Genomic DNA, 23,903 nt, shown 5'->3' with positions numbered 1-23,903 from the left:
TGAATCAGTCTGAAATTTCTTCGTCAGGCGGCGGTACGCGCGGTGGCCGGGGCACCTTCTTAAAGCGGATTGCCCTATCGAGCTCAATGGCATCCTTCTTGACTTGTCGCTCGGCGTCCATTTTCTGACCGCGGGCCAGCCAATCTGCAAACTCTTCAGGGGTTTCCAGTGTCATCCGGCCCATGACGGCATGGCGAAAGTCGTGGATGACGATATCAGCGGCCTTTTGCAGGTTGATGCGCCCACCGCTCTGGATAGCGCCCCGTTTGCGGCCAATGGCTTCGAGCACCTGCTCGTCGGTCATCGCGGCCACGCCAGTGACTTTGTAACGGGCTTCCACCTCGGCCGAGTAGTTTTGGCGCAGATAGTCGAGCAGCTCCAGCGCCACCTCCTCTTCGTCAAATGCGTTGCGGCCAATGGCGCCACTGGCAGCCAGGTTGTAGCCACTCTTGGCCACAATAATCCGGGGCCACAGCACGCCCGGGGTATCAAACAAGTAGAAGCCATCGGCCAGCACAATGCGCTGCTCGAGCTTGGTCACACCGGCTTCGTCGCCCGTGAGGGTGGCGCGCTTGCCCTTCATGGTGTTGATGAGGGTCGACTTACCGACGTTGGGAATGCCGCAAATCAACACACGCATGGGCTTGACCATGGTGCCGCGGTTGGGCGCCAGCTCATAGCACGCCTTGATCAGTACCTTGGCAGGCGCGGTCATGCTCGCATCCAGCCCCAGCGCCCGCGTACCGGGCATGGCGTTGTAGTGCGCCAGCCACAGCGCAGTGCGCGCGGGATCGGCCAGGTCTTGCTTGTTCAGTACCTTCAAAGCCGGCTTGCCGGCCGTTAACTGCGCCAGCATGGGATTTGCGCTGGAGCCTGGCAGACGGGCATCCAGCAGCTCAATGACCACATCAATCTCCTTGATGCGCTCTTCGATCGCCTTGCGCGTCAGGTGCATGTGACCCGGGAACCACTGAATTGCCATGCCTTGAAGCCTTCGCATTGAAATAGGAAGCTCGCATTGTCGGGCAGTTTTCCCAGAACACCCTCAGGGACAGCGAGTCATGTAGACAGCTCGCTCTAGGAAAACACCTCGAATTAAGGTGCCGCCACTAGCGTGAACCGAGAGAATTCGACCCATTACTTATTCTTTTCAACTTTCTCAGGAGAATTTTCATGGCTGCACAAAAACTCGCGACTGTCACCAACGAACTGATTGCGTCCTACGGCAACACGGCCAAAAACGTCATCAACGCTTACCGCGTCGGCAACGAGCGCGCAGTTGGCTTCATGAACCACAGCTGGGCCGCTGCTGTGGCCCGCACGGGTACCCGCTTGAGCGCTGAAGTACGTGGCAACGCGGTGACGGCACAGAAAAAAATCACGGGACTCTACGCCAAGGGTGTTGAGCTGACCTCTGACGGCGCTGATGTCGCAGTCAACAAGGCGGTTGAGTTGGCTGGCAAGGGTGTGTCCCAAATGTCGGCCAATGCGAGCCGTTTCGAAAAAGCCACTGGCGTGAAGCTGGAGACGCTAGCTGTCGCCGTTGTTCCGGCGGCTCAGGCTGTGACCAAAGTCGCAGCCAAGCTGGAAGCCCAGTCCGGCGCACTGGCAAACAAGATTGCCGGCAGAAAAGCCAAGGTAAAGGTTGCTGCCGCCAAGCGCACCGTGGCCAAAAAAGTGCCTCGCGTGCGCAAGGCAGCTTAACGCGCACATATTTGCGCGCCAGGCTGACGAGGCGTCGATCGCGGGAGCGGTCGGCGCTTTTTTTGTTTACGGCACAACCCTCTGTGCAATCTGAACGTAGAGCGGAATGCCGATCAGAATATTGAACGGAAACGTAAGGCCCAGCGACATCCCGAAGTAAAGCGAAGGGTTTGCTTCCGGGATTGCATGCCGAATCACCGCGGGTACGGCGATGTAGGAAGCGCTGGCCGCCAGCACCATCAACAAGGCCACGTTACCGCTGGACATACCCAGCAGGTAGCCGAGCAGCAGCGCAATGGATGCGTGCGCAAGAGGACCGATGACGGCATACGCGAGCAGCCATATTGACTTGCCCCTGAGTTCCCCCATGTTGCGCGCGGCGAGCAAGCCCATATCCAGCAAAAAGAAGGCCAGCATGCCCTTGAACAGATCCACGGAAAACGGCTTCATCACAGTTTCACCGGACTGACCGGTGATCACACCGACCAGCATCGCGCCCATCAGCAACAGCTGCGCACCGTCCGTAAGTGACTCATGCAGGATACGTCCTACCGTCGGGCTTTTGGCGCTGGTCCTGTCGATTGCAGGGTCCTGACGGCGCACCAGGTTGGCCAGCAAAACAGCCATCACAATTGCCGGGGACTCCATCAATGCCATGGCCGCGGCCATGTGCCCGCCATAGGTGATTCCATGGGTGTCGAGGTACTGCACCGACGTGATGAACGTCACTGCACTAACAGAGCCATAAGTGGCTGCGATGGCTGCTGCGTCATAACCGCTCAAAAAGCGCCGCAGCAACAAGTAGCCCAGGGAGGGCACGATGATGGCCAATGCCATGGCGGCGCAAAGGCTCACCACCACGTCATTCGTCAGCCCTGATTTTGAAAGTGCAAACCCGCCCTTGAGCCCCAGTGCCATCAGAAGATAGAGTGACAGGAATCGGGAAATCTGCGGCGGTACTTCGAGGTTGGAACGCAACAATCCGGCGACGATTCCGAATATGAAGAAGAGTATGGCGGGGTCTAGAAAGCTTTGCATGGCCTCAGCATAGACGTCTTCAATATTCTGAAAAAGCAGATAATTCAGAATAAATAGTTCTGAATTATCTGAATATGAACATCCCCTTCAGCTACCGACACCTCTACTACTTCTGGGTTGTTGCCAAAGAAGGCGGTATGGCACGTGCTGCAGATCGCTTGGACATGGCCGTACAAACCGTGAGCACCCAGGTACGGGAACTGGAGAGATCTCTGGGCTATGCGTTGCTCAAGCCTGCGGGTCGCGGACTTGTCCTGACCGATGCAGGTGTGGCCGCGTTGAGGCAGGCAGATCTGATCTTCCAACTGGGAGAGCAGCTTCCTGCCCTCGTGCGCGATGCAAACAGCACGCCCACGGTTCGGCTTGCCGTAGGGATTTCGGACGGGCTCTCCAAACTGGTCGTACGCAGTCTCCTGCAGCCCGTGGTGCAAGAGCCGAATCTAAGGCTTCTATGCCACCAGAAGGCGTTCGATGACCTCCTCGGGGACCTCGCCCTGCATCGACTCGACGTTGTGCTGGCAGACCGGCCGGCACCACCCAACCCGAGTCTCAAGCTATACAGCCACCCAGTGGGTTCTTCCGCGGTGGCGTGGTACGCATCGCCATCATTGCTGGAGGCGGCACGACCGGGGTTTCCGGACTCATTGGCAACGGTTCCGGTATTGCTGCCAACCAGCCATACCGCAGTCAGGGATCGACTGGATATGTGGTTTGAGAAGCTCGGAGTCAGGCCAAAAATAGTGGGGGAATTCGAAGACAGCGCGCTGTTAAAAACATTCGGCGCCAGCGGCATGGGCGTCTTTCCCGCTGCAGCGATGGTCGATGACGAATTAACGTCCCACTATGCGGTCCATCAACTGGGGCCCTGTGAGGGTGTGCTGGAGCAGTTCTTTGCAATTGGCACTGAAAAGAAAGTCCAGCACCCCCTGGTCCAGCGCCTGCTGAATCAATAGCCAGAGGTTGCGCGGTGTAGGCCTTTTCGCCCCCGTTCACATCTACTTTGATTCCCGAACAAATCGCCTGCTAGTTCGCCGTCTTGCCTGTGGCCAGCCTTCTCGGAGACAGATATTCCTGGAGGTAAATGTCAAATGGCATGGTGTCTGCAGCCTCAATTTTGCGCTGATCGTCCCATGATACCTGCGATAGTTCGGCAAAATTCTGTCGCAAGGCGGGCTCAAGCGGGTTGTCGAGCATGGCCTTTTTTGTCAGTGCAGATTGCGCTTTGACAAAAGCCACGAATGATCCGTCAAAACGTTCTGTCACCTCCCGCAGTACGCGAGCCGATGGCAAGGTGTCCGGGTTGTGGAGCGCATGGACCGCAGCATCCACCGAAGCAGAATAATCGGTGCTGGCATGGGCTGCGTCCAGCTGGCGTGCAATGGGCGCCAACTGACTTACCAGCTCAAGCCCCCAATCGGTGAGGGAAATCATGCCGTCGCCTCGCTCCAACTCCAGCCCTGGCTCGCGTCCCCGCTCGGCCGCACCGTGCTGGTTGTGCGCCAGGGCAACGATTTCCTGTGGTGTGTCAGGTGGGCTCTCAGAAATCAGACAATGCAGCAAGAATACATCCAGGAAGCGCATGGTCTGGCTGTTGATGCCGACAGGCTCAAACGGGTCGAGGTCCATGAGGCGCACTTCCACATACTCCACACCCCGCTCCCGCAGCGCGTGCAAAGGCCGCTCGCCCGGGAAAATCACGCGCTTGGGGCGAATGGTGCCGTAAAACTCGTTTTCGATCTGCAGCAGGCTGGTAGCCAGTTGGCGGTACTCTCCCCCAGGCCCCCGAACACCAATGGCCTCATACGGCGGATACGGTCGGGTCAATGCATCCTGCAGCGAGTCACCATAACCCTTCAGGCTGTTGTAACTCACCGCCAGCGAAGCCTGCGCATCACTTTGGTAGCCCAAACGCCCCATGCGAAGCGACGTGGCATAAGGCCGGTACATAGTGTGCGCGTTGAGCGCCTGCAGCTGATGCTGGCGCCCGGCAACAAACGATGAGCAGACTGCAGGTGAAGCCCCAAACAGGTACAGCAGCAAAAACGCATGCCGGCGAAAGTTGCGGATCAGCCCAAAGTAGGCCTCGCTGGATACATCGGGCAAAGACCAGTTGTAGTGAATACCCGAAATAGTCTGCATACGCCGACCGTAACGGTTGCCCAGCCCCATGCGATACACGCTCTTGGAACGCCCGACGTTGGATGTTCCATATTGACCAATCGGAATCGCGTCATCTGCGGGCAGCCCACAGGGCATGCTGGAAACCCAGAGCATTTCATTGCCCAAGGCCTCGGTAGTGAACTTTTGCACCTGCATAAGCTCATCAAAGCAATCCTGCACCCCTGCGTGGACACCCGTGATCAACTCAACCTGCGATTCGCTGAAATCAGTCGTGATGTGAGGGTGGGTAAGCGCAGAACCGAGCGCCGCAGGATGCGGCGTCATGGCCAGCGCACCGCTTGGCTCTGCCCGCAAACTCTCTTTTTCAACCCCGCGGCGTATGCCTTGAAGCCGCTGAGGCGTCAGCGCACCGAGGGCCTCTTTAAAACTATCCATGCCTGTGGCCCTAATACTTTTTCGTGGGTGGCAAAGGTAACACAGCCCGGGATTTCCTGCAGGAACCACGTGCGCAATAATGCTGACGTGAATACCTACCAAATCGTAGTCTGGTCGGCCATGCTGGGCGGACTCCTGACGCTGGCCGCGACTTCCATGGCAGACGTCGTGATAAATCGCAACATCTCGTCGTGGCGTGGTTTGGTATTCATTGTGTTGACCGGCACGAGTTGCGTGCTCATGACGGGTTTGCTGGAGGTTTTGATTCCAGATTTGCCAACCACAGCGGTCCGGGTTCTCCAGTCCAGTCTGGGACCCCTGAGTGGCGCGCTGGCGCTCACCTACCTGGGTCTGTGGCTTGGTGTCGCAGCCGAAGACCCGCTCGTCCACTACACCATTGCATGGGGCTCTTACGCACTGGTATTGACCGCCCTACTAACGGCTGCTTTGGCGCTACTTGATCCATTGGAAGCCACGGTCCGACTGAACGTGTTGACAGCGCTGGTCAATAGCATTTCTGTGGCGCTGGTCACAGTGGCATCCGTTCGTGCGGCGATGCTGGGCGACCGACTTGCCCGATGGATGGTGCTGGCCTGCCTTTTCATGGCGGGCATGGTGGCAGGCTTATATGGGCACAACCTGCGCTGGGGAAAAATCGGACTAGGCATGTCCGCCCTGACAGCATTTTGTACCGTGGCGTATTTTCAAATCGTGATGGGACTGGGCATTCGCCGCAACCGTCTCAATCGCCGCCTTAAACGCCTCGCAGGTTTTGCCCAAGGGGCAGACCCGGCAACCGGCTTGCCCAAAGGCTCAGTCTTGCTATCCAAAGTGGATGATGCATTCTGGCGCAGTGCGCGTATCCACAGTGAATGCACGGTGGTGTGCCTGCATTTGCGCAACCTCTATGAGCTTGGCGAGGTTGCCGGTCATGGAGTAGACCAACAGATACTGTCAGCAATGGCGGCCCGGATTCGCAGAGCCGTCGGCTTTCGAAATGTGGTGGGGCTCTACCACCCGCGATGCTTTGTTGTGGTTTTGTCGGCCGTCAAACAGCCGAAACTGACTGAACGCGTATTGCAGCGGCTGACATACTTCACCAACAAACCCCTGAGCGTGGTCGGCGTGGATGAAGGTCACTATGTATTTACCCCCCACTTTGGCATCGGGACCGTCACTGTCATCGCAGCGAGCGCTGACCCGGCCGCCGTGATTGACCGGGCCGAGCGAATGGCACTGCGCTCGGTGAGCAACGCCAGCTCAGACTGACCCAAGTTGTGCCATTGCACGGGTAATTTCGTGCGTGCCTTGCGCCGCGCCACTTTGGGGTACTGTCTCGTCTGTTCGATCACACACTTGCTGTAATTGCGCCGCCAATCGCTCAGGCGACTCAACGTCCAGCCCAATCCAGCTGCCTTGCGTCAAAGTGATATGGGCCGCTTCAACGCTACCTGCACCGGCACACAAGATGGTTCGGGTTGGCGAATCGCTTGAGACCAGCACCAGCATAGCGGGCACCACCGCCTCTGGCTTGAGTGCTGCCAAAACCGCTGGCGGCATGAGATCTTCGGTCATCCGGGTTGCCGCTGTGGGCGCCAGGCAGTTGACCCGGATGTCATTCTTGGCACCTTCGATGGACAGGGTTTGCATCAGTCCGACCAGGGCCAATTTGGCAGCGCCGTAATTGGACTGCCCAAAATTGCCATACAGGCCAGAAGAGGACGTAGTCATCAAAATGCGGCCATATTTCTGCTCGGTCATATGGGGCCAGACCGCCTTGGTGCAATGCACTGCGCCCATGAGGTGCACATCCATCACCAGGCGAAAATCGGCAATATCCATTTTTGCAAAGCTTTTGTCTCGCAAAATTCCCGCGTTATTGACAAGAATGTCAACTCGTCCCCATGCATCTACGGCCTGCTGAACCATCGCTTGCACTGCATCCCAGTCAGTGACCGAAGCACCGTTGGCAATGGCTTCACCGCCTGCGGCCCTGATTTCATCCACAACCGATTGCGCTGCGGAGACGGAGCCGCCGGATCCATCACGGGCGCCACCCAGATCATTCACAACGACCTTCGCACCACGCGCTGCCAGGGCCAATGCGTGCTGGCGACCCAAACCACCTCCGGCACCCGTCACAATGGCAACACGCCCCTTGAATTCGATAGTCATACGTTTTTCCTGCAATATGAGAGACAAACACAACGCAAGGCATCTGTTAGCCTTTGCGCATCCACACGTACTGTAATTCAGGCGTTTGCCATTCCCATTACCCAAAGCGACAGTGCCATGGAATTGAACTCTGAAATCCCGACTGCTCCACCCCGTGATGCAGCTACCGTGATCATGCTGCGCGACACGCCGCTAGGCATGGAAGTGTTCCTGGTCAAGCGCCATGGTCTGTCTGACGTTCTGGGGGGTGCTTATGTGTTCCCCGGTGGAAAACTGGACGACAGTGACGCCAGGCTGGACACCTTGGCCCACCTGGATCAGCACCCAGAGCAACTGTATGCCGCCTTGGGAGAGCCTGATACGCCGGTCAGTACGGCAACAGGGCTTTACGTTGCAGCCCTGCGAGAGGCTTTTGAAGAATCTCGCGTGTTGTTCGCGCAAGATGCGCACACGGCACACACAGCGTTAGCGCAGCAGCCGGACCTGCCCTTTAACGAGATGCTCAGCCGCCTGTCCCTGCGCCTGCAAACCAGCCATGTGTTGCCCTGGTCCCGCTGGATCACCCCGCGCATGCCCTCGGTTACCAGCAAACGCTTTGACACCCGCTTTTTTGTCGCTGCCGTTCCACCCGATCAGGAAGCGCGCCACGATAACCACGAAGCCACCGAGAGCGTCTGGTTGCGCCCGCGCGCGGCCCTGGAGCAATACTGGAACAGCCGGATCGAATTGGCGCCGCCACAAATCATGACCCTTGCCCACCTGTCGCGCTTCGGCACCGTGGATAGCGTCATGCAAGGTGCGCGCAGCAGTTCCCCACCGCTGATCCTGCCAGAGGCTTTCAACGACGGTGGAGAAAGGGTGATCTGTTACCCCGGCGACGCCCGCCACCCGGTCAGCACGCGGGCTATGCCGGGCCCCACGCGGCTGTCGTACCGCAACAAGCGATTTGAACCTGCTGAGGGTTTTGAGGCACTATTTACATGAATTACGTCATTCTTGGCGCTGGCGCCATCGGCTGTTATCTGGGCGCGCGTCTTGCTTCAGCGGGTGAACAGGTCACGTTGATTGGTCGTCCAAAGATCATCGACACCATAGGCCGGGACGGTCTGACCGTGACCGATCTGGACGGTTTCAAAGCGCAAGTTCACCCCGACAAAATGCGTCTGGCAACGACAGTGGATGCGGACATGTTCACGTCGCCGACCGTCGTCCTGCTGTGCGTCAAAGGCGGCGGCACCGTGTCGGCCGTTCAGGAGCTGGCGACGGTATGTCCTGCACACACCATGGTCCTGTCGATGCAAAACGGTGTGGCCAATGTCGCACGCATCGCAACAGCGGCACCCCAATTGAGCGCAGTCGCAGGCATGGTTCCCTTCAATGTCGTGATGCTGAAAGCCAACCATGTGCACCGTGGCACCACGGGCCCGCTGCAATTAGGACGCAACCCGACGACTGAGCAGATTCGGCCCGCACTCATCGCAGCCGGCTTGCCGGTGGAACTGCCGGACGACATGCGCCCCATTCAGTGGGGCAAACTGTTGTTGAACCTCAACAATCCGGTTAACGCACTGTCTGACATGCCATTGCGCGCGCAACTGATGAACCGGGATTACCGCCGTGTCGTAGCGGCCATGCAACTCGAAGCATTGGCAGCATTGCAAGCGGCAGGCATTCATCCAGCCAAGGTTGCGACGGCTCCGCCCCATGTCCTGCCTTACATCCTGCGTTTGCCCAACTGGCTATTTAAGCGCGTAGCGGCGCGCATGCTGCGTATGGATGAAAATGCCCGGTCTTCCATGTGGGACGACGTTCAGCAGGGGCGCACCACGGAAATTGATGATCTGTGCGGTGCCGCAGTTCGGCTGGCAGCACAGGTTGGAGTGCCCACTCCGGTCAACACCAAAATGTGTGAACTCCTGGCCAGCCACCATGCCGGTCAGCGCATGTCAGGTCCGGAGTTGCTGCGCGCCACCGGACTGTGAGGCGAAAGCATGCCTTCGCGCACCAGCCACTGGGTAACCAGAATGGGGTCGTGAAGAGTGCGGAGTTCCACGTAAGCCCGCTCTGCCTGAACATGGCGGCGCCGCAGGAAATTGAGCCATTGCTTGAGTCGCCCGGCCTGCTGACGACGCTCCAGGCGGCTGCACACCAACACCCAGAATTCCCCTAGCAAAGGTTGCAGCATTTGCCATGTCACCGTATCAGCAACCTGGGTTGCATCGCTGTGTTTATCTTGGCGTATCGCCAAGGCCAGGCCTGGGTCCACGACGATCCCGCGCCCCACCATGATGCTGTTGCAGCCTGAGGCCTGCCGGCAGCGACGCGCGTCCTGCGCGGTCCATATCTCGCCATTGGCTACCACCGGAATGGACACAGCAAGCCGGATGTCGTTCACGCGCTCCCAGTACGCGGGCGGGCGGTACGCGTCGGCTTTGGTGCGGGCATGCACCACCACCTCGCTGGCACCCCCCAGCTCAATCGCCTGCGCACACTCCACCGCGCGCGCGTCGTCGTGATAACCCAGACGCATCTTGGCTGAAACCGGCATGTGGGCCGGCACGGCCCTGCGCACCGCTGCCACAATGCGGGTCAACAGCTCAGGATCTTCCAGCAGCGCGGCACCCCCCCCATGGCGATTCACCACGTTGGCCGGGCAGCCAAAATTCAGGTCAATGCCGTGCGGGCCCATAGCCGCCAGACGGGCCGCATTTTCGGCCAGGCAAACCGGATCAGACCCCAGCAGCTGCGCGCGTACGGGTGTACCCGACGGGGTCAACCCGCCATTGGCCAGCTCAGGGATGACCCGCAAGAAGGCCTTCTCCGGTAACAGGGTGTCGGTCACCCGGATGAACTCCGACACGCAGCGATCCACCCCGCCCACACGGGTCAGGATGTCGCGCAACACAAAGTCCAGCAGCCCCTCCATGGGGGCCAAAAGAATGGTCACTCAGGCGGCAACCTGTGCCGGTGAACGGATCAGATGGTCAAAGGCACTGAGCGCTGCTTTGGCGCCATCTCCAGCCGCGATCACGATTTGCTTGAAAGGCACCGTCGTGACGTCCCCGGCCGCAAACACGCCGGGAAGCGATGTCTGGCCTTTCACGTCAACCACGATCTCGCCGTGACGCGACAGCTCCAATGTGCCTTTAAGCCACTCCGCATTGGGAACCAGACCGATCTGCACGAACACTCCCTCGAGCCCGATATGGTGGATCTCATTCGTGGCGCGGTCGGTGTAGGTCAGCCCGTTCACCTTGCTTCCGTCTCCGGTGAACTCGGTCGTCAGCGCTTGCGTGTGAATATCCACATTGGGGAGGCTCTTCAGTTTATTGACCAGCACAGCATCCGCGCGCAGGGCTTCCGCAAATTCGAGCAGGGTGACATGGGCGACCACACCCGCCAGATCAATGGCGGCCTCCACGCCGGAGTTGCCACCACCGATGACCGCCACGCGCTTGCCCTTGAACAGGGGGCCGTCGCAATGCGGGCAATAGGCAACGCCGTGGTTGCGGTATTGTTTTTCACCCGGCACGTTGGCCTCACGCCAGCGGGCACCGGTGGACAAGATAACGGAGCGGCTTTTCAGCGAGCCCCCATTGACCAGTTGCACCTCGATCAAACCACCGGGTTCGGTAGCGGGCACCAACTTGGCCGCTTGCTGCAGATTCATGATGTCCACCCCGTAGTGCCTGACCTGTTGCTCCAGCGCCGCAGCAAATTTCGGTCCATCGGTTTCCAGTACCGATATGTAATTCTCAATAGCCAATGTATCCAGCGTCTGCCCGCCGAATCGTTCAGCCACGACACCGGTGCGAATGCCTTTGCGGGCGGCATACACCGCAGCGGCCGCGCCAGCGGGGCCCCCGCCGACGATCAGCACGTCATACGGCTCCTTGCCAGACAGCTTGGCAGCGTCCTTGGCCGCAGCACCGGTGTCGAGCTTGGCGACGATCTCTTCCACCAGCATGTGGCCGGAACTGAACATCTGGCCGTTGAGAAACACCATGGGCACGGCCATGATTTCGCGCTCGGTCACTTCCTGCTGGAAGGCGCCGCCTTCGATCACCGTGGTCTTGATACGGGGGTTGACGATGGCCATGAGTGCCAGCGCCTGCACCACGTCCGGGCAGTTGTGGCAGGTCAGGCTCATGTAGACCTCAAAGTTGAAGTCACCCTCCAAACCCTTGATCTGGTCAATCACGTCCTGCTCAACCTTGGGGGGATGCCCGCCAGTCCACAAGAGGGCCAGCACCAGGGACGTGAATTCATGGCCCAGCGGCAAGCCGGCAAATCGCAGGCTGGTGGCAGTGCCCGCACGCTGCAACGAAAAGGACGGTTTGCGGGCATCCTGGCCATCGGTGCGCAAGGTGATCTTGTCGCTACGCAGACTCTGAATGGTTTGCAACAGGTCGACCATCTCGCGGGAAGTCTCCGTGTCGTTGGTTGACGCCACCATCTCAAAAGGCTGCGACACGCGCTCCAGATAGCCTGCGAGTTGGGTTTTGAGTTCTTGGTCGAGCATGGCGGGATCCTGTTTTGCTACTATTTAGATAGCTGCTTGCGCACTATCTACGGGGGCTAGGGGCCGATTTGGCATATAAAAAGCCGGACGGCGAGGCGCAAGGCACCTCGGCACTGTCCGGCTGGGGGGCGTCGCCTGCGCGGCAACGCCCTCTGGCATACCGGCGGATTTAGATCTTGCCGACCAGGTCCAGTGAAGGTGTGATGGTCTTGGCGCCTTCATTCCACTTGGCAGGGCACACTTGGCCGGGATGCGCCGCAGTGTATTGAGCCGCTTTGAGCTTGCGCAGGGTTTCCTTGACATCGCGGGCGATTTCGTTGGAATGAACTTCCATCGTCTTGATCACGCCATCAGGATTGATCACAAAGGTGCCGCGCAGTGCCAGACCTTCCTCGTCGATATGCACGTCAAAACTGCGGGTCAGGGAGTGAGTGGGGTCACCGATCAACGGGAACTTGGCCTTGCCAACGGCAGGTGACGTTTCGTGCCACACCTTGTGGGCGAAGTGGGTGTCGGTGGTCACGATATAGACCTCGGCACCCGCCTTCTGGAACTCGGCGTAGTTGTCAGCAGCGTCTTCCACTTCGGTGGGGCAGTTGAAGGTGAAGGCTGCAGGCATGAAAATGAACACGTTCCACTTGCCCTTGAGGGTTTCGTTGGTGACGGTCACGAACTTGCCGTTGTGAAAGGCTTCGTTCTTGAAGGGCTTGATTTCGGTGTTGATCAAAGACATGGTGTTTTTCCTCGTGAAGTTGCTGTTCTGCGAATGAACAGCCTGCATCTTAGGCGCTTCACACCATGCTTTGGGTTGATTGATCCAATCAATCGGATTGTTAAATCCTATGACCACTCACCGCACTCAATCCTCGACGAAAGCTTCCTCGCGCTTGGATTTGACGGAGGGCATCAGCACGATAACCAGCAACAGGACCGCCGCTGCGAGCAGACCGGCGGAAAGCGGCCGGGTCAGGAATACGCTCCAGTCACCACGCGACAACAGCAGCGCACGGCGCAAATATTCTTCCATCATGGGTCCAAGAATGAAGCCCAGCAACAAAGGTGCAGGCTCGGTACCCAACTTGATAAACAGGTAACCGATGAAGCCAAAGAGGCCCACCATCCAGATGTCAAAGGTGTTGTTGTTGGTGGAATACACGCCGATGGCACAAAACAGCACGATGGACGGAAACAACCACCGGTAAGGCACGCTCAGCAACTTGATCCAGATGCCGATCAAGGGCAGGTTCAAGATCACCAGCATCAGGTTACCAATCCACATCGAGGCAATAAGGCCCCAGAACAGTTCCGGGTTGCTGGTCATTACTTGCGGCCCGGGCTGAATATTATGGATGGTCATCGCACCCACCATCAAGGCCATCACGGCGTTGGGCGGAATGCCCAGGGTAAGCAACGGAATGAAAGAGGTTTGCGCACCCGCATTGTTAGCCGCCTCAGGCGCTGCTACACCGCGAATATTGCCCTTGCCGAAGGGAACCTCACCCGGGCGCAGCTTGGTTTTCTTCTCAAGGGTGTAGGCTGCAAAAGCAGCCATAACCGCACCGCCACCCGGCAGTATTCCCAGCAATGAACCCAGCGCGGTACCGCGCAAAACGGCCGGGATCATATTCCTGAAATCTTCCCGGGTGGGCATCAATCCCGTCACGCTGGCGGTAAACACCTCGCGCTCGCTTTCGTGCTTGGAGAGATTGCTGATGATTTCACCGTAGCCGAAAACGCCCATGGCAATGACGATGAAGCCAATGCCATCGGTCAACTCAGGAATATCAAAACTGAAGCGAGCGACACCCGAATTGACATCGGTCCCAACCATGCCCAGAAGCAATCCCAGGACGATCATCGCAATGGCTTTGAGTAACGAGCCGGACGCCAGTACCACGGCACCAATCAGGCCCAGAATCATCAGGGAAAAATATTCTGCCGGACCGAATTTGAATGCCAGCTCGGTCAGTGGTCCGGCAAAAGCGGCCAGAATCAGCGTGCCGACGCTACCCGCAAAAAATGAACCCAAACCGGCTGCGGCCAACGCCGGACCCGCCCGGCCGTTGCGCGCCATCTGGTAGCCGTCAATCACCGTGACCACCGAGGAGGATTCGCCCGGCAGATTCACCAGTATGGCGGTGGTGGAGCCGCCATACTGCGCGCCGTAATATATGCCCGCCAGCATGATGAGCGCGGCCACGGGTGGCAGCGCGTACGTGGCGGGCAACAGCATGGCGATGGTGGCCAAGGGGCCAATGCCGGGCAGCACGCCAATGAGGGTTCCCAGCAGGCAGCCGATAAACGCATACATCAGGTTCTGCGACGTAAACGCCACACCGAAGCCAAGTGCCAGATTGTTGAATAGATCCATGGTGTGTATCCTCAAGCAGCAATGAAGGCAGGCCAGACGGGGAACTGCAACTTGAGCAGCACAATAAAAGCCAGATAGCTCAACAAAGCCAGCACGGTCGCCAGCACGATGATTTCCTTCAGCTTGAACTCGTCACCCGCAAAGCTGGCGATAAACGTCAGTGCATAAATGCCCACAATCAGACCCAGCGGTGGCATGTGCAGGCTGGGAAGGCCACCAATCATGGCACCAAACACCAGGTTGGCTGCGATGATGAAGAACAAGGGCTTCCATGCGAATTTGCCCACTTTGTCACCATCTACGGTTTCTACGACCAATGCCTTGAACGTGATGATGCCACCCAGAATGGCCAGCAAGATTCCCAAAGCCAACGGAAAATAACCGGGTCCCATGCGGGCACCGCTTCCGATGGCGTAGCTGCTGGCACCCCAAGCAAATGCCACTCCAACGCTCATGAACATGAGTCCAGAGAAAAAGTCTTTTTGACTTTTTATATTCATTATTTGTCTCCTCGAACCTCAAAAAAAAGGTTTCCCATTCTGCACGCAAACAAGGGGCACCCAACCATTCAACTCATGGGCGGCGTGGACGTCAGAACCTCCTCCATGACCGTCATGCCTTCGGCCACGCGCAACGCGCCGGCAAGCCGCAATGGACGCATGCCATCGGCAATCGCCTGGCGTCGCAAGGCATCGATACTGGGATCGGCGCTGACCCGCGCCTTGAAACCTTCTGACACTACCAACAACTCATACAGGCCCATGCGCCCCATGAAGCCGGTCATGCGACAGTCCACACAACCCACGGGTTTGTAGGGCTTGTAGCCCCCGTTGATTTGCCACGGCTTGATCAACTCGCCCAGCGCCTCGCGGGTCGTTTCCTCGTCGCGCACACGGCACTGCTTGCACAGCGTTCGCACCAGCCGCTGTGCCAGCACACCCAACAGCGTTGCGTTGATCAAATACGGAGGAATACCCAACTCCATCAGCCGCGTCACCGCCGAAGGTGCGTCGTTGGTATGCAGGGTGGAGAAAACCAGATGCCCGGTGAGCGCCGCCTGCACGGCCATCTCGGCCGTTTCGAGATCGCGGATTTCTCCCACCATGATGATGTCGGGGTCTTGGCGCATCAGCGCGCGCAGCCCCTGCGGAAACCCAAAATCGAGCTGCGGCTGCACCTGCGTCTGATTGAAGGCGGGCTCTATCATTTCGATAGGGTCTTCCACCGTGCTGACGTTGACCTCTTCCGTCGCCACCCGTTTGAGCGTGGAATAGAGCGTGGTCGTTTTGCCTGAACCGGTCGGACCCGTCACCAGAATGATGCCGTGTGGCCGCTTGACCAATGCCTCCCAACGTACGGCATCGTGATTGGAGAAGCCCAGGGCATCGAGATCTTTCACTGCGTTGTCAGGGTCAAAAATCCGCATCACCATCTTTTCGCCAAACGCCGTGGGCAGGGTGGAGATACGCATTTCGATCTCGTCACCCCGCGGGTTGCGGGTCTTGATGCGGCCATCCTGCGGGCGGCGTTTTTCAATAATGTCCATGCGCCCCAGCAGCTTGATGCGGGCCGTCATGGCGTTGAGCACGCCCATGGGCATCTGGTACACCGGGTGCAGCACGCCGTCAATGCGAAAACGGATCACGCCCTGCTCACGCCGGGGCTCCATGTGGATGTCACTGGCGCGCTGGTCAAAGGCGTACTGCCACAGCCAGTCCACCACCTGCACAACGCCCTGGTCATTGGCATCGAGTTGCTTATTGGTTTTGCCCAGTTCCACCAGCTGCTCAAAGCTCGCGCCGTTGTTGGTGCCGGCCTTGCTGGCCGCGCGCACCGACTTGGCCAGCGCGTAAAACTCGGCGGTGTACTTGTGGATTTCCTGCGGACTGGCCACGACCCGGCGCACACTGCGGCGGGACTGCCGTTCCACTTCTTCCACCCACCCGGTAATAAATGGCTCCGAGGTCGCGACCGTCACTTCAATGGCGGTCACCATGACCGGCAATATCTTGTGTCGCTCGGCATAGGCGGCTCCCATGGAGTCAGCCACTTTGCCCACATCGACCTTCAAGGGATCGATACGCAAGTAATCCAGTCCGGCACGCCCGGCCAGCCATTGCGTGAGGGATTCGACATCCAGCGGCTTGCCATCCGACGCACGGCGCATGGACACACTGGCCAGACGCACCAGCGGGTGCTGCGCGCTCTCGGCCTGCGAGCAGCGCCCCACGGTGCGCAGGGCTTCCTCATCCGAAATGACGCCGTCCGCCTGCAACCACTCCACGAGCCTGCGCCAGTCCACCGGGCCGATGTGCAGAGCTTTGGAGACTGGCGCCAGTTTCGAATGCGTGCTCATGGAGACACCGGTTTAAAAACGCGAACCCACTTGTCCGCAGGCAGACCCCACTGCCGCTGGATGGTGTCGGCCCGCTCCATCAGCACCGCACGGCTGGGCCGCACCGGTGTTCTCTGGGCCAGCACCACGGTGTTACCCTCACGCGTGGCCTTGAAAGCCCACAAGGCCTCCTTGCCGAAGGCCTCGGCCAGCTTGTCCACGGTTTTCTGAAAACTGGATGAGCGGCCAAACAGGTTCACGGTCATGCAGCCATCGTCGGTCAGCACCTTGCGGCAGCCGGCATAAAACTCTGCGCTGTCGAGCACGGGACCAGCCGCTTCCTGGTCATACAGGTCGACCTGCAGGGCGTCTACAGCGCCTTGCCAGCGGGGCAATTTGATTTCCTGGGCGGCATCCGCCAGCACCACCTGCAAGCGGCCATTGTCCTGGGGCAGTTTGAACCAGCCCCGGCATGCCGCCACAACCTGGGGGTTGATCTCTACCGCAGTCGTTTTCATGCGAACCACTTTGTGGCAAAACTTGGTGAGTGATGCCGCACCCAGCCCGAGTTGCAGAGCCTGGCGTTTCGACACGCTTGCAGGGTCCACAAACAGCAGCCAGGCCATCATGCGCTGGATGTACTCGTGCACCAGCACCGTGGGTGCATCCACCATCATGGAGCCCTGGATCCAGATACTGTCCAGATGCAGGTGGCGAATGGGGCCTTCGTCGGAAAAATTGACTTCGGGTAGGGTGATCGGTTGGTTTCTTGCCATGGGGATTTATACCAGCAGTGCCGAGAGCTTCGGCAAAGCCTGGCAGGCGTTGTGCGTGGTGGCCTGCGCCAGCGCCTCCAGGGTCATGCCACGCAGCTGCGCCACCACGCTGGCGATGCGGGGCAATTCACCCGGCTCATTGCGCCCCTGCCCGGCACCCTTCACGCGCTCTTGCGCGGTGGTGTACAGCCAATGCGGTGGCATGTCCGGTGAATCCGTTTCCATCACAATCGCGTCCAGCGGCAGCGTCTGCGCCAGGCGGCGCAACTGCAAGGCCCGCTCAAAGGTGACCGCACCTCCAAAACCCAGCTTGAACCCCAGCTTGATGAATTCCTGCGCCTGTGCCTCGCTTCCATTGAAGGCGTGGGCAATGCCGGTCCATGCACCGCCGCTCTGCCCCACTTCGCGTAAATGCTTGAGCAGACGGTCCGCTGAGCGGCGCACATGCAGCACCACTGGCAGCCCGTGTTTGCGCGCCAGCTTGAGTTGTTCGCGGTAGAAATGCTCTTGCTGTTCGCGCAGCGGGCTCTCGCACAGCTCGGGAACAAAGTAGTCCAAACCGATCTCGCCCACCGCCACCAGCCGCGGGTCATCGCGATGGGCCTGCAGACTCGCATCCAGCTCCGACAGGTCCGCCGGCCTGGCATGCTTTACAAACACCGGGTGAATGCCCAGGCAATAACTATCGCCACCCGCATGGGCAAGATTGCGAACCGCGTCGAAGTTGGAGACCTCAACGACAGGAATCACGCAATGCGCCACACCCAGCGCGCGGGCGCGTGCACGCACTACGCCGCTATCCGCGGTGAACTCGGCGGCATCCAGGTGGCAATGGGTGTCGATCCAGCGCAGGGGCATTCGGTTTCACTCTGCGGTCCGTCGCCGGCTAACCCGCCTCGCTCAGCTTGCCCGACACCAGCTTTAATTGCCTGCTGCACCGCGCAGCCAGGGTGGCGTCGTGCGTCACCAGCACAAACGCCGTGCCATGCACGCGAGCGAGTTCCAGCATCAGGTCAAACACGCCGTCGGCGGTGCTGCGGTCCAGGTTGCCTGTCGGCTCATCGGCCAGCACGCAATCGGGGCGGGTGACCAGCGCACGGGCAATGGCCACGCGCTGGCGCTCACCGCCAGACAGTTCCGCCGGCCGGTGGTTCACGCGACTCTCCAGCCCCACACTTGCTAGCATTTTCATAGCTGCTTGCGCAGCATCTGCGGGGGCTAAACGTCGAATGGTCAATGGCATGGCCACGTTGTCGAGTGCGCTGAACTCGGGCAGCAAATGGTGAAACTGGTACACAAAACCCAAATGGCTGTTGCGCAGGCGGCCCTGCTGGGCCGCGCTCAGACCCGCCAGATTCTGGCCAAACAGTTCGACCGAGCCGCTGGTTGGGGCATCCAGCCCACCCAGCAAATGCAGCAGCGTGCTCTTGCCGGAACCAGAGGTCCCCACGATGGCCAGCGTTTCACCGCGGTGCACCTGCAAGTCAACACCCTGCAATACCGTGACGTCGAGACTGCCTTCGTGAAAACGCTTGGTCAGACCCTGGGCCTTTAATACAACATCATTCATAGCGCAAGGCCTCCGCCGGGTTGACCTTGCTGGCGCGCCAGCTGGGGTACAAGGTGGCGACAAAGGCCATCACCAGGGCAATCACTGCAATCGGCAGGATGTCGGCCTGCTGCGGATCACTCGGCATGCGGCTGATCAGATAGATGTCTTTTGGCAAAAACGTGGCTCCCAGCAAGTGCTCCAGCGCGGGCACGATCACATCAATATTGAAGGCCACACCCAGCCCCAGCAGCAAACCCGCCAGCGTGCCGATCACGCCCACCATGGCGCCCTGCACCACAAATATGCCCATGATGCTGGCCGGGCTCGCGCCCAGCGTGCGCAGGATCGCAATGTCGGCGCGCTTGTCGGTCACTGTCATCACCAGCGTGCTCACCAGGTTGAAGGCGGCCACGGCCACGATGAGGGTGAGGATGATGAACATCATGCGTTTTTCGACCTGAACGGCAGCAAACCAGGTGCGGTTCTGGCGCGTCCAGTCGCGCAGATACAGGTCGCCGGTCAACGCGCGGCTGAGTTCATCGGCCACCTGGCGCGCCTGGTGCAGGTCGCGCAGCTTGAGCCGGATGCCCGATGGGCCTTCGAGCCGGAAGATTTTGGCCGCGTCTTCCCAATGCACCATGGCCAGAGTGGAATCGTATTCAAAATGGCCAGAATCAAAGGTGCCCACCACCGTCATCTGCTTGAGCCGGGGCACCACGCCCGCCGGCGTGACCTGGCCGCTCGGTGCCACCAGGGTCACCTTGTCTCCCGTGCGCACGCCCATGGAGCGGGCCAGTTCCGACCCCAGCACCACGCCAAAACCGCCTGGCACCAACTGCGCCAGCACTGCGGACTGCGCACCGGCAGCCAGGTCAGTCACCTCATGCTCCTGGGCCGGGTCAATGCCCCGCACCATCACGCCTTTCATGTCCTCACCCCGCGCCAACAGTGCCTGGGCTGCTATAAAAGGTGCAGCACCGACCACCTGCGGATTCGCCCGTGCCTGGCTCAGGGTCAGGTTGACATCGGGCAGCGCCTGGCCGCCTGCGGCGTACACCTCGATGTGCGACACCACGCCCAGCATGCGGTCGCGCACTTCTTTTTGAAAGCCGTTCATCACGCTCAGCACGATGATGAGTGCGGCCACCCCCAACGCAATGCCCAGCATGGAAACGCCTGAAATGAATGAAATGAAGCCGTTGCGCCGGGTGGTTCTGCCGGCCCGGGTGTACCGCCAGCCGATCAACAGCTCGTACGGAACCTGAGAAATATGAATCATCCCCGGATTGTGGCATCCATGCGGGACAATCACGCCATGCCCCACGTTTTGCACCCTGTTCACACCGTGATTACCCACGCGGCACCTTCCGGCCCCCGGTCTGTGGAAACGCTTTCCGCGCTTCAGCTTCCCAACCTGGTGCAACTGCTGCGCCAAATGAGCCTGTCCGCCACCCTGCATGGCCACCCTGACCAGCTCACGCCACTGCACGAACAGGTAGAGGCACGCCAGTTGGGGCTCGCTGATGCAGCGGATGGCCTGATCCCCTGGGCCGCGGCAGATGCCACCCGGCTCGGGCTCACCGCGCAGCATGGCAGCGACGCCTGGGCCTGGATCACCCCCTGCCAATGGAAGATTCACACCCACCACGTCGAGATGGCCGAGCCACAGCACCTGGCCCTGACCCCGGAAGAGGCAGATGCGCTGCACAGCGCCATGCAGCCTTACTTTGCTGAAGACGGCATCACCCTTTTCCCCCACCCACTGGGCCATGCCCACACCACCTGGCTGGCACAGGGCGACATCTTTCGCGATCTGCCCACCGCTTCATTGGACCGCGTGGCCGGACACACCGTGGACGCCTGGATGCCCCGCCAGGCGCAGGCCAAGACCCTGCGCCGCCTGCAAAACGAGATGCAGATGCTGCTCTACACCCACCCGGTCATCGACGCGCGCCACGCACAAGGTCAGCCCACGGTGAACTCTTTCTGGGTGAGCGGCACCGGCAATGCCACCCCCCAGCCCCACACTGCGGCCCCACCCTGCACCATCCTGCACACGCTGCGTGAACCGGCCCTGCACGACGACGGCGCCGGTTGGGCCCGCGCCTGGCAAACGCTGGACAGCACCGCCCTGGCCGACCTGCTGGTGCAGTTGCAAAGCGGCCACCCGGTGCAACTCACCCTCTGCGGCGACTTGCAGGCAAAAACACTCGACAGCCTGCCCGCCTCCTGGTGGGCGCGCATCCGCCAGCGCTTTGCAGCACCGCAACCCGCTGCGTTCTTGAAAATTCTCTAAAAAATCTATGCACATCGTCCCCCGCGACATTCCGCCCCGCTCCGTCTGGGCGCTTGAGCAAGCTGGCATTCACCCGCTGCTGGCCCGCCTGTACGCGGCGCGCGGCGTGACCGGCACCGAGGAACTGGACGACGCACTGGCCAAGCTGCTCCCGCCCTCCACCATGCGGGGCTTGCCCCAGGCCGCAACCCTGCTGGCCGATGCCATTGGGCAAAACAAACGCCTGTGCATCGTGGCCGACTATGACTGCGACGGTGCCACCGCCTGCGCCGTGGCCATCCGCGGGCTCAAGCTGCTGGGCGCGCAACACGTCAGCTACATCGTGCCCGACCGCATCATCGATGGCTATGGCCTGACGGCACCCATTTCGCAGCGGGTCAAAGACTCCGGCGCCGACGTGCTGATCACCGTGGACAACGGCATTGCCAGCATGGACGGTGTGGCCCACGCCCGCGCGCTGGGCCTGCAGGTGCTGGTAACCGACCACCACTTGCCTGCAGCCGAACTACCGAATGCGGACGTCATCGTCAACCCCAACCAGCCGGGTTGCCCGTTCGAGAGCAAATCCATCGCCGGAGTCGGCGTCATGTTTTACGTGCTGCTGGCACTGCGCAGCGAGTTGCGCACCCGCGGCGTCTTTGACGCGGCCACACAACCAAAACTGGACACCCTCTTGCCCCTCGTCGCCCTGGGCACCGTGGCCGATGTGGTCAAGCTAGACGCCAACAACCGCCGCCTTGTCGCCCAAGGGCTAAAACGCGTGCGCGCCGGCGCCCTTCCTGCGGGACTAGCTAGCCTTTTTATAGCAGCTGGGCGTGTGGCTGCGGTCGCCACCACCTTCGACTTTGGCTTTGCACTGGGCCCCCGCATCAACGCCGCCGGGCGTTTGAGCGATATGACCCTGGGCATTGAATGCCTGCTCACCGATGACCCTGCGCGGGCCGATGAATTGGCGAAAACACTGGACGGCATCAACCGCCAGCGCCGCGAGATCGAGGGCGACATGCGCGAGCAGGCCATGCTGATTGCCGAGTCGTTGTTTGAAGAGGGTGACGCGCCACCACCCGCCATCTGCGTGTTCGACCCCGACTTCCACGAGGGCGTGGTGGGCATCGTGGCCTCGCGCATCAAGGACAAGCTGCACCGCCCGGCCTTTGTGTTTGCCGCCAGTGCCGCACCGGGCAAGGAGCACGAACTCAAAGGCTCAGGCCGCTCCATTCCCGGCTTTCACCTGCGCGACGCGCTGGACCTGGTGGCCAAGCGCTACCCCGGCGTGCTGCTGCGTTTTGGTGGCCACGCCATGGCCGCGGGCTGCACCATTACCGAAGAGGGCCTGGACGACTTTGAGCAGGGCCTGATTCAGGTGGCACAAGAGTGGCTGGATGCTGCCACCCTTACCCGCCGAATGGACACCGACGGCCCGTTGGCTCCCGAATACCGCCGTGTGGAACTGGTCGATGCCCTGCACAAAGAGGTATGGGGCCAGGGCTTTGCTGCACCCACCTTCAGTGAAGAGGTCGAAGTGATCTCGCAGCGGCTGGTGGGAGAAAAACACCTGTCCCTCAAACTCAAGCACCAGGGCCAGCCCGTGGACGGCATCTGGTTTGGCCACACCGAACCGCTACCCGCCAAAGTAACGCTGGCCTTCCGGCTGGATGCGGACGAGTGGAATGGCGTGCGGCGGGTGCGGTTTCTGGTGGAAGGGGCATCGATATGAAACGTGATCTGTTCATCCTCACCGGTGCCTCACGCGGTATGGGGCTGGCTATGGCGCAGCAGTTGCTGTCGCCCTCAGTTGCGGTTGTGTGCCTCTCCCGCCAACCCAACGCAGCGCTGGCTGAACAGGCGGCGCAAAGCGGCGCCACGCTGGAGCAATGGGCCGTGGACCTGGCCGATGGTGCCGCAGCGGCGGCCCGCCTCTCGGAATGGCTGCAGATACAGGCTCCTGGCATGCTGGACAGCGCGACTCTGATCAACAATGCGGGCGTCATTCCGGCCTTGGTCCCTCTGAGCCAGTCGGACCCCACTGACCTGGCCCACGCCCTGCGCGTGGGGCTGGAGGCGCCCCTGCAGTTGTGTGCTGCCTTTCTGGGTGCTACTGAAAGCTGGCCACTGCCACGCAAGGTGCTGAACATTTCGTCGGGGCTGGGCCGCCGCGCCATGGCGTCCCAGGCGGGCTACTGCGCGGCCAAAGCGGGCATGGACCATTTCACCCGCTGCATGGCGCTGGATGAAGCACTCAAACCCAATGGTGCAAAAGTCTGCTCGCTCGCGCCCGGCGTTATTGATACCGACATGCAGGCACAGTTGCGCAGTGAAGACGCAAGCGGTTTCCCGGACCGTGGCGCCTTTGCGGCGATGCACCAGCAAGGCCAGCTCACCAGCCCCACGGAGGCAGCCCACCGCGTGCTGGCCTATCTGGCACGGCCAGATTTCGGCGCTGACGCTGTCGCAGATGTGCGCGGATAGCCCCCTGTTTTGATCAAAATACCCGTAAGGCCTGTGCAGCTTTTACGGCGCACACTGTTGGTCGACCTATCTTGGTAAAAACTGTTTTGTCTAATTAAAGGAGATTTTT

The 23,903-nt window shown here is 60.2% G+C and carries 22 protein-coding genes; 8 read left to right on the top strand and 14 right to left on the bottom strand.

The window, feature by feature from the left end; genetic code table 11:
• Positions 1-4 precede the first annotated feature (4 nt).
• Positions 5-982, bottom strand: a complete 978-nt coding sequence (ylqF, locus tag AC097W_RS01560; RefSeq protein ID WP_479600494.1) for a ribosome biogenesis GTPase YlqF — start codon at positions 980-982, stop codon at positions 5-7.
• 191 nt (positions 983-1,173) lie between these two features.
• Between ylqF and AC097W_RS01555 the strand changes: the two genes are divergently transcribed.
• Complete coding sequence (locus tag AC097W_RS01555; protein WP_479600493.1) at positions 1,174-1,704, top strand: hypothetical protein; 531 nt, start codon at positions 1,174-1,176, stop codon at positions 1,702-1,704.
• A 66-nt stretch (positions 1,705-1,770) separates the two neighbouring features.
• On the opposite strand, the gene AC097W_RS01550 is transcribed toward AC097W_RS01555, so the two are convergent.
• Entirely contained in the window at positions 1,771-2,742 is a 972-nt protein-coding gene (locus tag AC097W_RS01550) for a sodium-dependent bicarbonate transport family permease (RefSeq protein ID WP_479600492.1), read from the bottom strand.
• Between the two features lie 74 nt (positions 2,743-2,816).
• Between AC097W_RS01550 and AC097W_RS01545 the strand changes: the two genes are divergently transcribed.
• Entirely contained in the window at positions 2,817-3,695 is an 879-nt protein-coding gene (locus tag AC097W_RS01545; protein WP_479600491.1) for a LysR family transcriptional regulator, read from the top strand.
• 70 nt (positions 3,696-3,765) lie between these two features.
• Here AC097W_RS01545 and gshA read toward each other — a convergent pair whose 3' ends face one another.
• A complete protein-coding gene (gshA, locus tag AC097W_RS01540; RefSeq protein ID WP_479600490.1) occupies positions 3,766-5,298 on the bottom strand; it encodes a glutamate--cysteine ligase in 1,533 nt (510 codons plus the stop codon).
• A gap of 87 nt (positions 5,299-5,385) precedes the next feature.
• Here gshA and AC097W_RS01535 point away from each other — a divergent pair, with 87 nt between their 5' ends.
• Positions 5,386-6,567, top strand: a complete 1,182-nt coding sequence (locus tag AC097W_RS01535; RefSeq protein WP_479600489.1) for a diguanylate cyclase domain-containing protein — start codon at positions 5,386-5,388, stop codon at positions 6,565-6,567.
• Here AC097W_RS01535 and AC097W_RS01530 read toward each other — a convergent pair.
• Positions 6,559-7,473, bottom strand: coding sequence for an SDR family oxidoreductase (locus AC097W_RS01530; RefSeq protein WP_479600488.1), 915 nt, complete (start codon positions 7,471-7,473; stop codon positions 6,559-6,561). The genes AC097W_RS01535 and AC097W_RS01530 overlap by 9 nt on opposite strands.
• Before the next feature lie 117 nt (positions 7,474-7,590).
• On the opposite strand from AC097W_RS01530, the gene AC097W_RS01525 reads away from it, so the two are divergent.
• Both AC097W_RS01525 and AC097W_RS01520 read left to right on the top strand, forming a co-directional pair.
• The gene (locus AC097W_RS01525) at positions 7,591-8,457 is read left to right on the top strand and encodes an NUDIX hydrolase (protein ID WP_479600487.1); all 867 of its coding nucleotides are present in this window, start codon (positions 7,591-7,593) and stop codon (positions 8,455-8,457) included.
• Entirely contained in the window at positions 8,454-9,455 is a 1,002-nt protein-coding gene (locus tag AC097W_RS01520) for a 2-dehydropantoate 2-reductase (protein WP_479600486.1), read from the top strand. Before AC097W_RS01525 ends, AC097W_RS01520 begins: the two co-directional genes overlap by 4 nt.
• Here the strand turns inward: AC097W_RS01520 and AC097W_RS01515 are convergent.
• The 10 genes from AC097W_RS01515 to AC097W_RS01470 form a co-directional block, all read right to left on the bottom strand.
• The gene (locus AC097W_RS01515; RefSeq protein WP_479600485.1) at positions 9,410-10,420 is read right to left on the bottom strand and encodes a tRNA-dihydrouridine synthase; all 1,011 of its coding nucleotides are present in this window, start codon (positions 10,418-10,420) and stop codon (positions 9,410-9,412) included. The two genes, AC097W_RS01520 and AC097W_RS01515, sit on opposite strands and share 46 nt — an antisense overlap.
• The gene (gene ahpF / locus AC097W_RS01510; RefSeq protein WP_479600484.1) at positions 10,421-11,995 is read right to left on the bottom strand and encodes an alkyl hydroperoxide reductase subunit F; all 1,575 of its coding nucleotides are present in this window, start codon (positions 11,993-11,995) and stop codon (positions 10,421-10,423) included.
• Between the two features lie 169 nt (positions 11,996-12,164).
• On the bottom strand, positions 12,165-12,728 hold the full coding sequence (ahpC, locus tag AC097W_RS01505) for an alkyl hydroperoxide reductase subunit C (protein WP_479600483.1): 564 nt from the start codon (positions 12,726-12,728) through the stop codon (positions 12,165-12,167).
• Between the two features lie 126 nt (positions 12,729-12,854).
• Positions 12,855-14,366 (bottom strand): tripartite tricarboxylate transporter permease, encoded by a 1,512-nt coding sequence (locus AC097W_RS01500; RefSeq protein WP_479600482.1) that lies wholly within the window; start codon positions 14,364-14,366, stop codon positions 12,855-12,857.
• An 11-nt stretch (positions 14,367-14,377) separates the two neighbouring features.
• A complete protein-coding gene (locus AC097W_RS01495) occupies positions 14,378-14,866 on the bottom strand; it encodes a tripartite tricarboxylate transporter TctB family protein (protein ID WP_479600481.1) in 489 nt (162 codons plus the stop codon).
• 68 nt (positions 14,867-14,934) lie between these two features.
• Positions 14,935-16,722, bottom strand: a complete 1,788-nt coding sequence (gene tfpB / locus AC097W_RS01490; protein WP_479600480.1) for a type IV pilus assembly ATPase TfpB — start codon at positions 16,720-16,722, stop codon at positions 14,935-14,937.
• The gene (locus tag AC097W_RS01485) at positions 16,719-17,477 is read right to left on the bottom strand and encodes a class I SAM-dependent methyltransferase (protein WP_479600479.1); all 759 of its coding nucleotides are present in this window, start codon (positions 17,475-17,477) and stop codon (positions 16,719-16,721) included. Before AC097W_RS01485 ends, tfpB begins: the two co-directional genes overlap by 4 nt.
• Before the next feature lie 6 nt (positions 17,478-17,483).
• Positions 17,484-18,335, bottom strand: a complete 852-nt coding sequence (locus AC097W_RS01480) for a TatD family hydrolase (RefSeq protein WP_479600478.1) — start codon at positions 18,333-18,335, stop codon at positions 17,484-17,486.
• Between the two features lie 28 nt (positions 18,336-18,363).
• Positions 18,364-19,047, bottom strand: a complete 684-nt coding sequence (gene lolD, locus AC097W_RS01475; RefSeq protein ID WP_479600477.1) for a lipoprotein-releasing ABC transporter ATP-binding protein LolD — start codon at positions 19,045-19,047, stop codon at positions 18,364-18,366.
• Positions 19,040-20,308: a lipoprotein-releasing ABC transporter permease subunit gene (locus AC097W_RS01470; protein WP_479600476.1), complete on the bottom strand. Its 1,269-nt coding sequence runs from the start codon at positions 20,306-20,308 to the stop codon at positions 19,040-19,042. The genes lolD and AC097W_RS01470 overlap by 8 nt, the downstream gene beginning before the upstream one ends.
• A 36-nt stretch (positions 20,309-20,344) precedes the next feature.
• Between AC097W_RS01470 and AC097W_RS01465 the strand changes: the two genes are divergently transcribed.
• Genes AC097W_RS01465 through AC097W_RS01455 form a run of 3 tightly spaced genes read left to right on the top strand, consistent with a single transcriptional unit; the run spans position 20,345 to position 23,794 of the window.
• A complete protein-coding gene (locus AC097W_RS01465; protein ID WP_479600475.1) occupies positions 20,345-21,325 on the top strand; it encodes a hypothetical protein in 981 nt (326 codons plus the stop codon).
• 7 nt (positions 21,326-21,332) lie between these two features.
• Positions 21,333-23,042, top strand: coding sequence for a single-stranded-DNA-specific exonuclease RecJ (gene recJ / locus AC097W_RS01460; protein WP_479600474.1), 1,710 nt, complete (start codon positions 21,333-21,335; stop codon positions 23,040-23,042).
• Positions 23,039-23,794: an SDR family NAD(P)-dependent oxidoreductase gene (locus AC097W_RS01455; protein WP_479600473.1), complete on the top strand. Its 756-nt coding sequence runs from the start codon at positions 23,039-23,041 to the stop codon at positions 23,792-23,794. The genes recJ and AC097W_RS01455 overlap by 4 nt, the downstream gene beginning before the upstream one ends.
• Positions 23,795-23,903: the final 109 nt, after the last annotated feature.

It is taken from the genome of Rhodoferax sp. GT1R46 (genome assembly GCF_056521285.1).
Note: the sequence above shows the minus strand (reverse complement) of the source record. Positions and strands in the feature narration are given on the sequence as shown.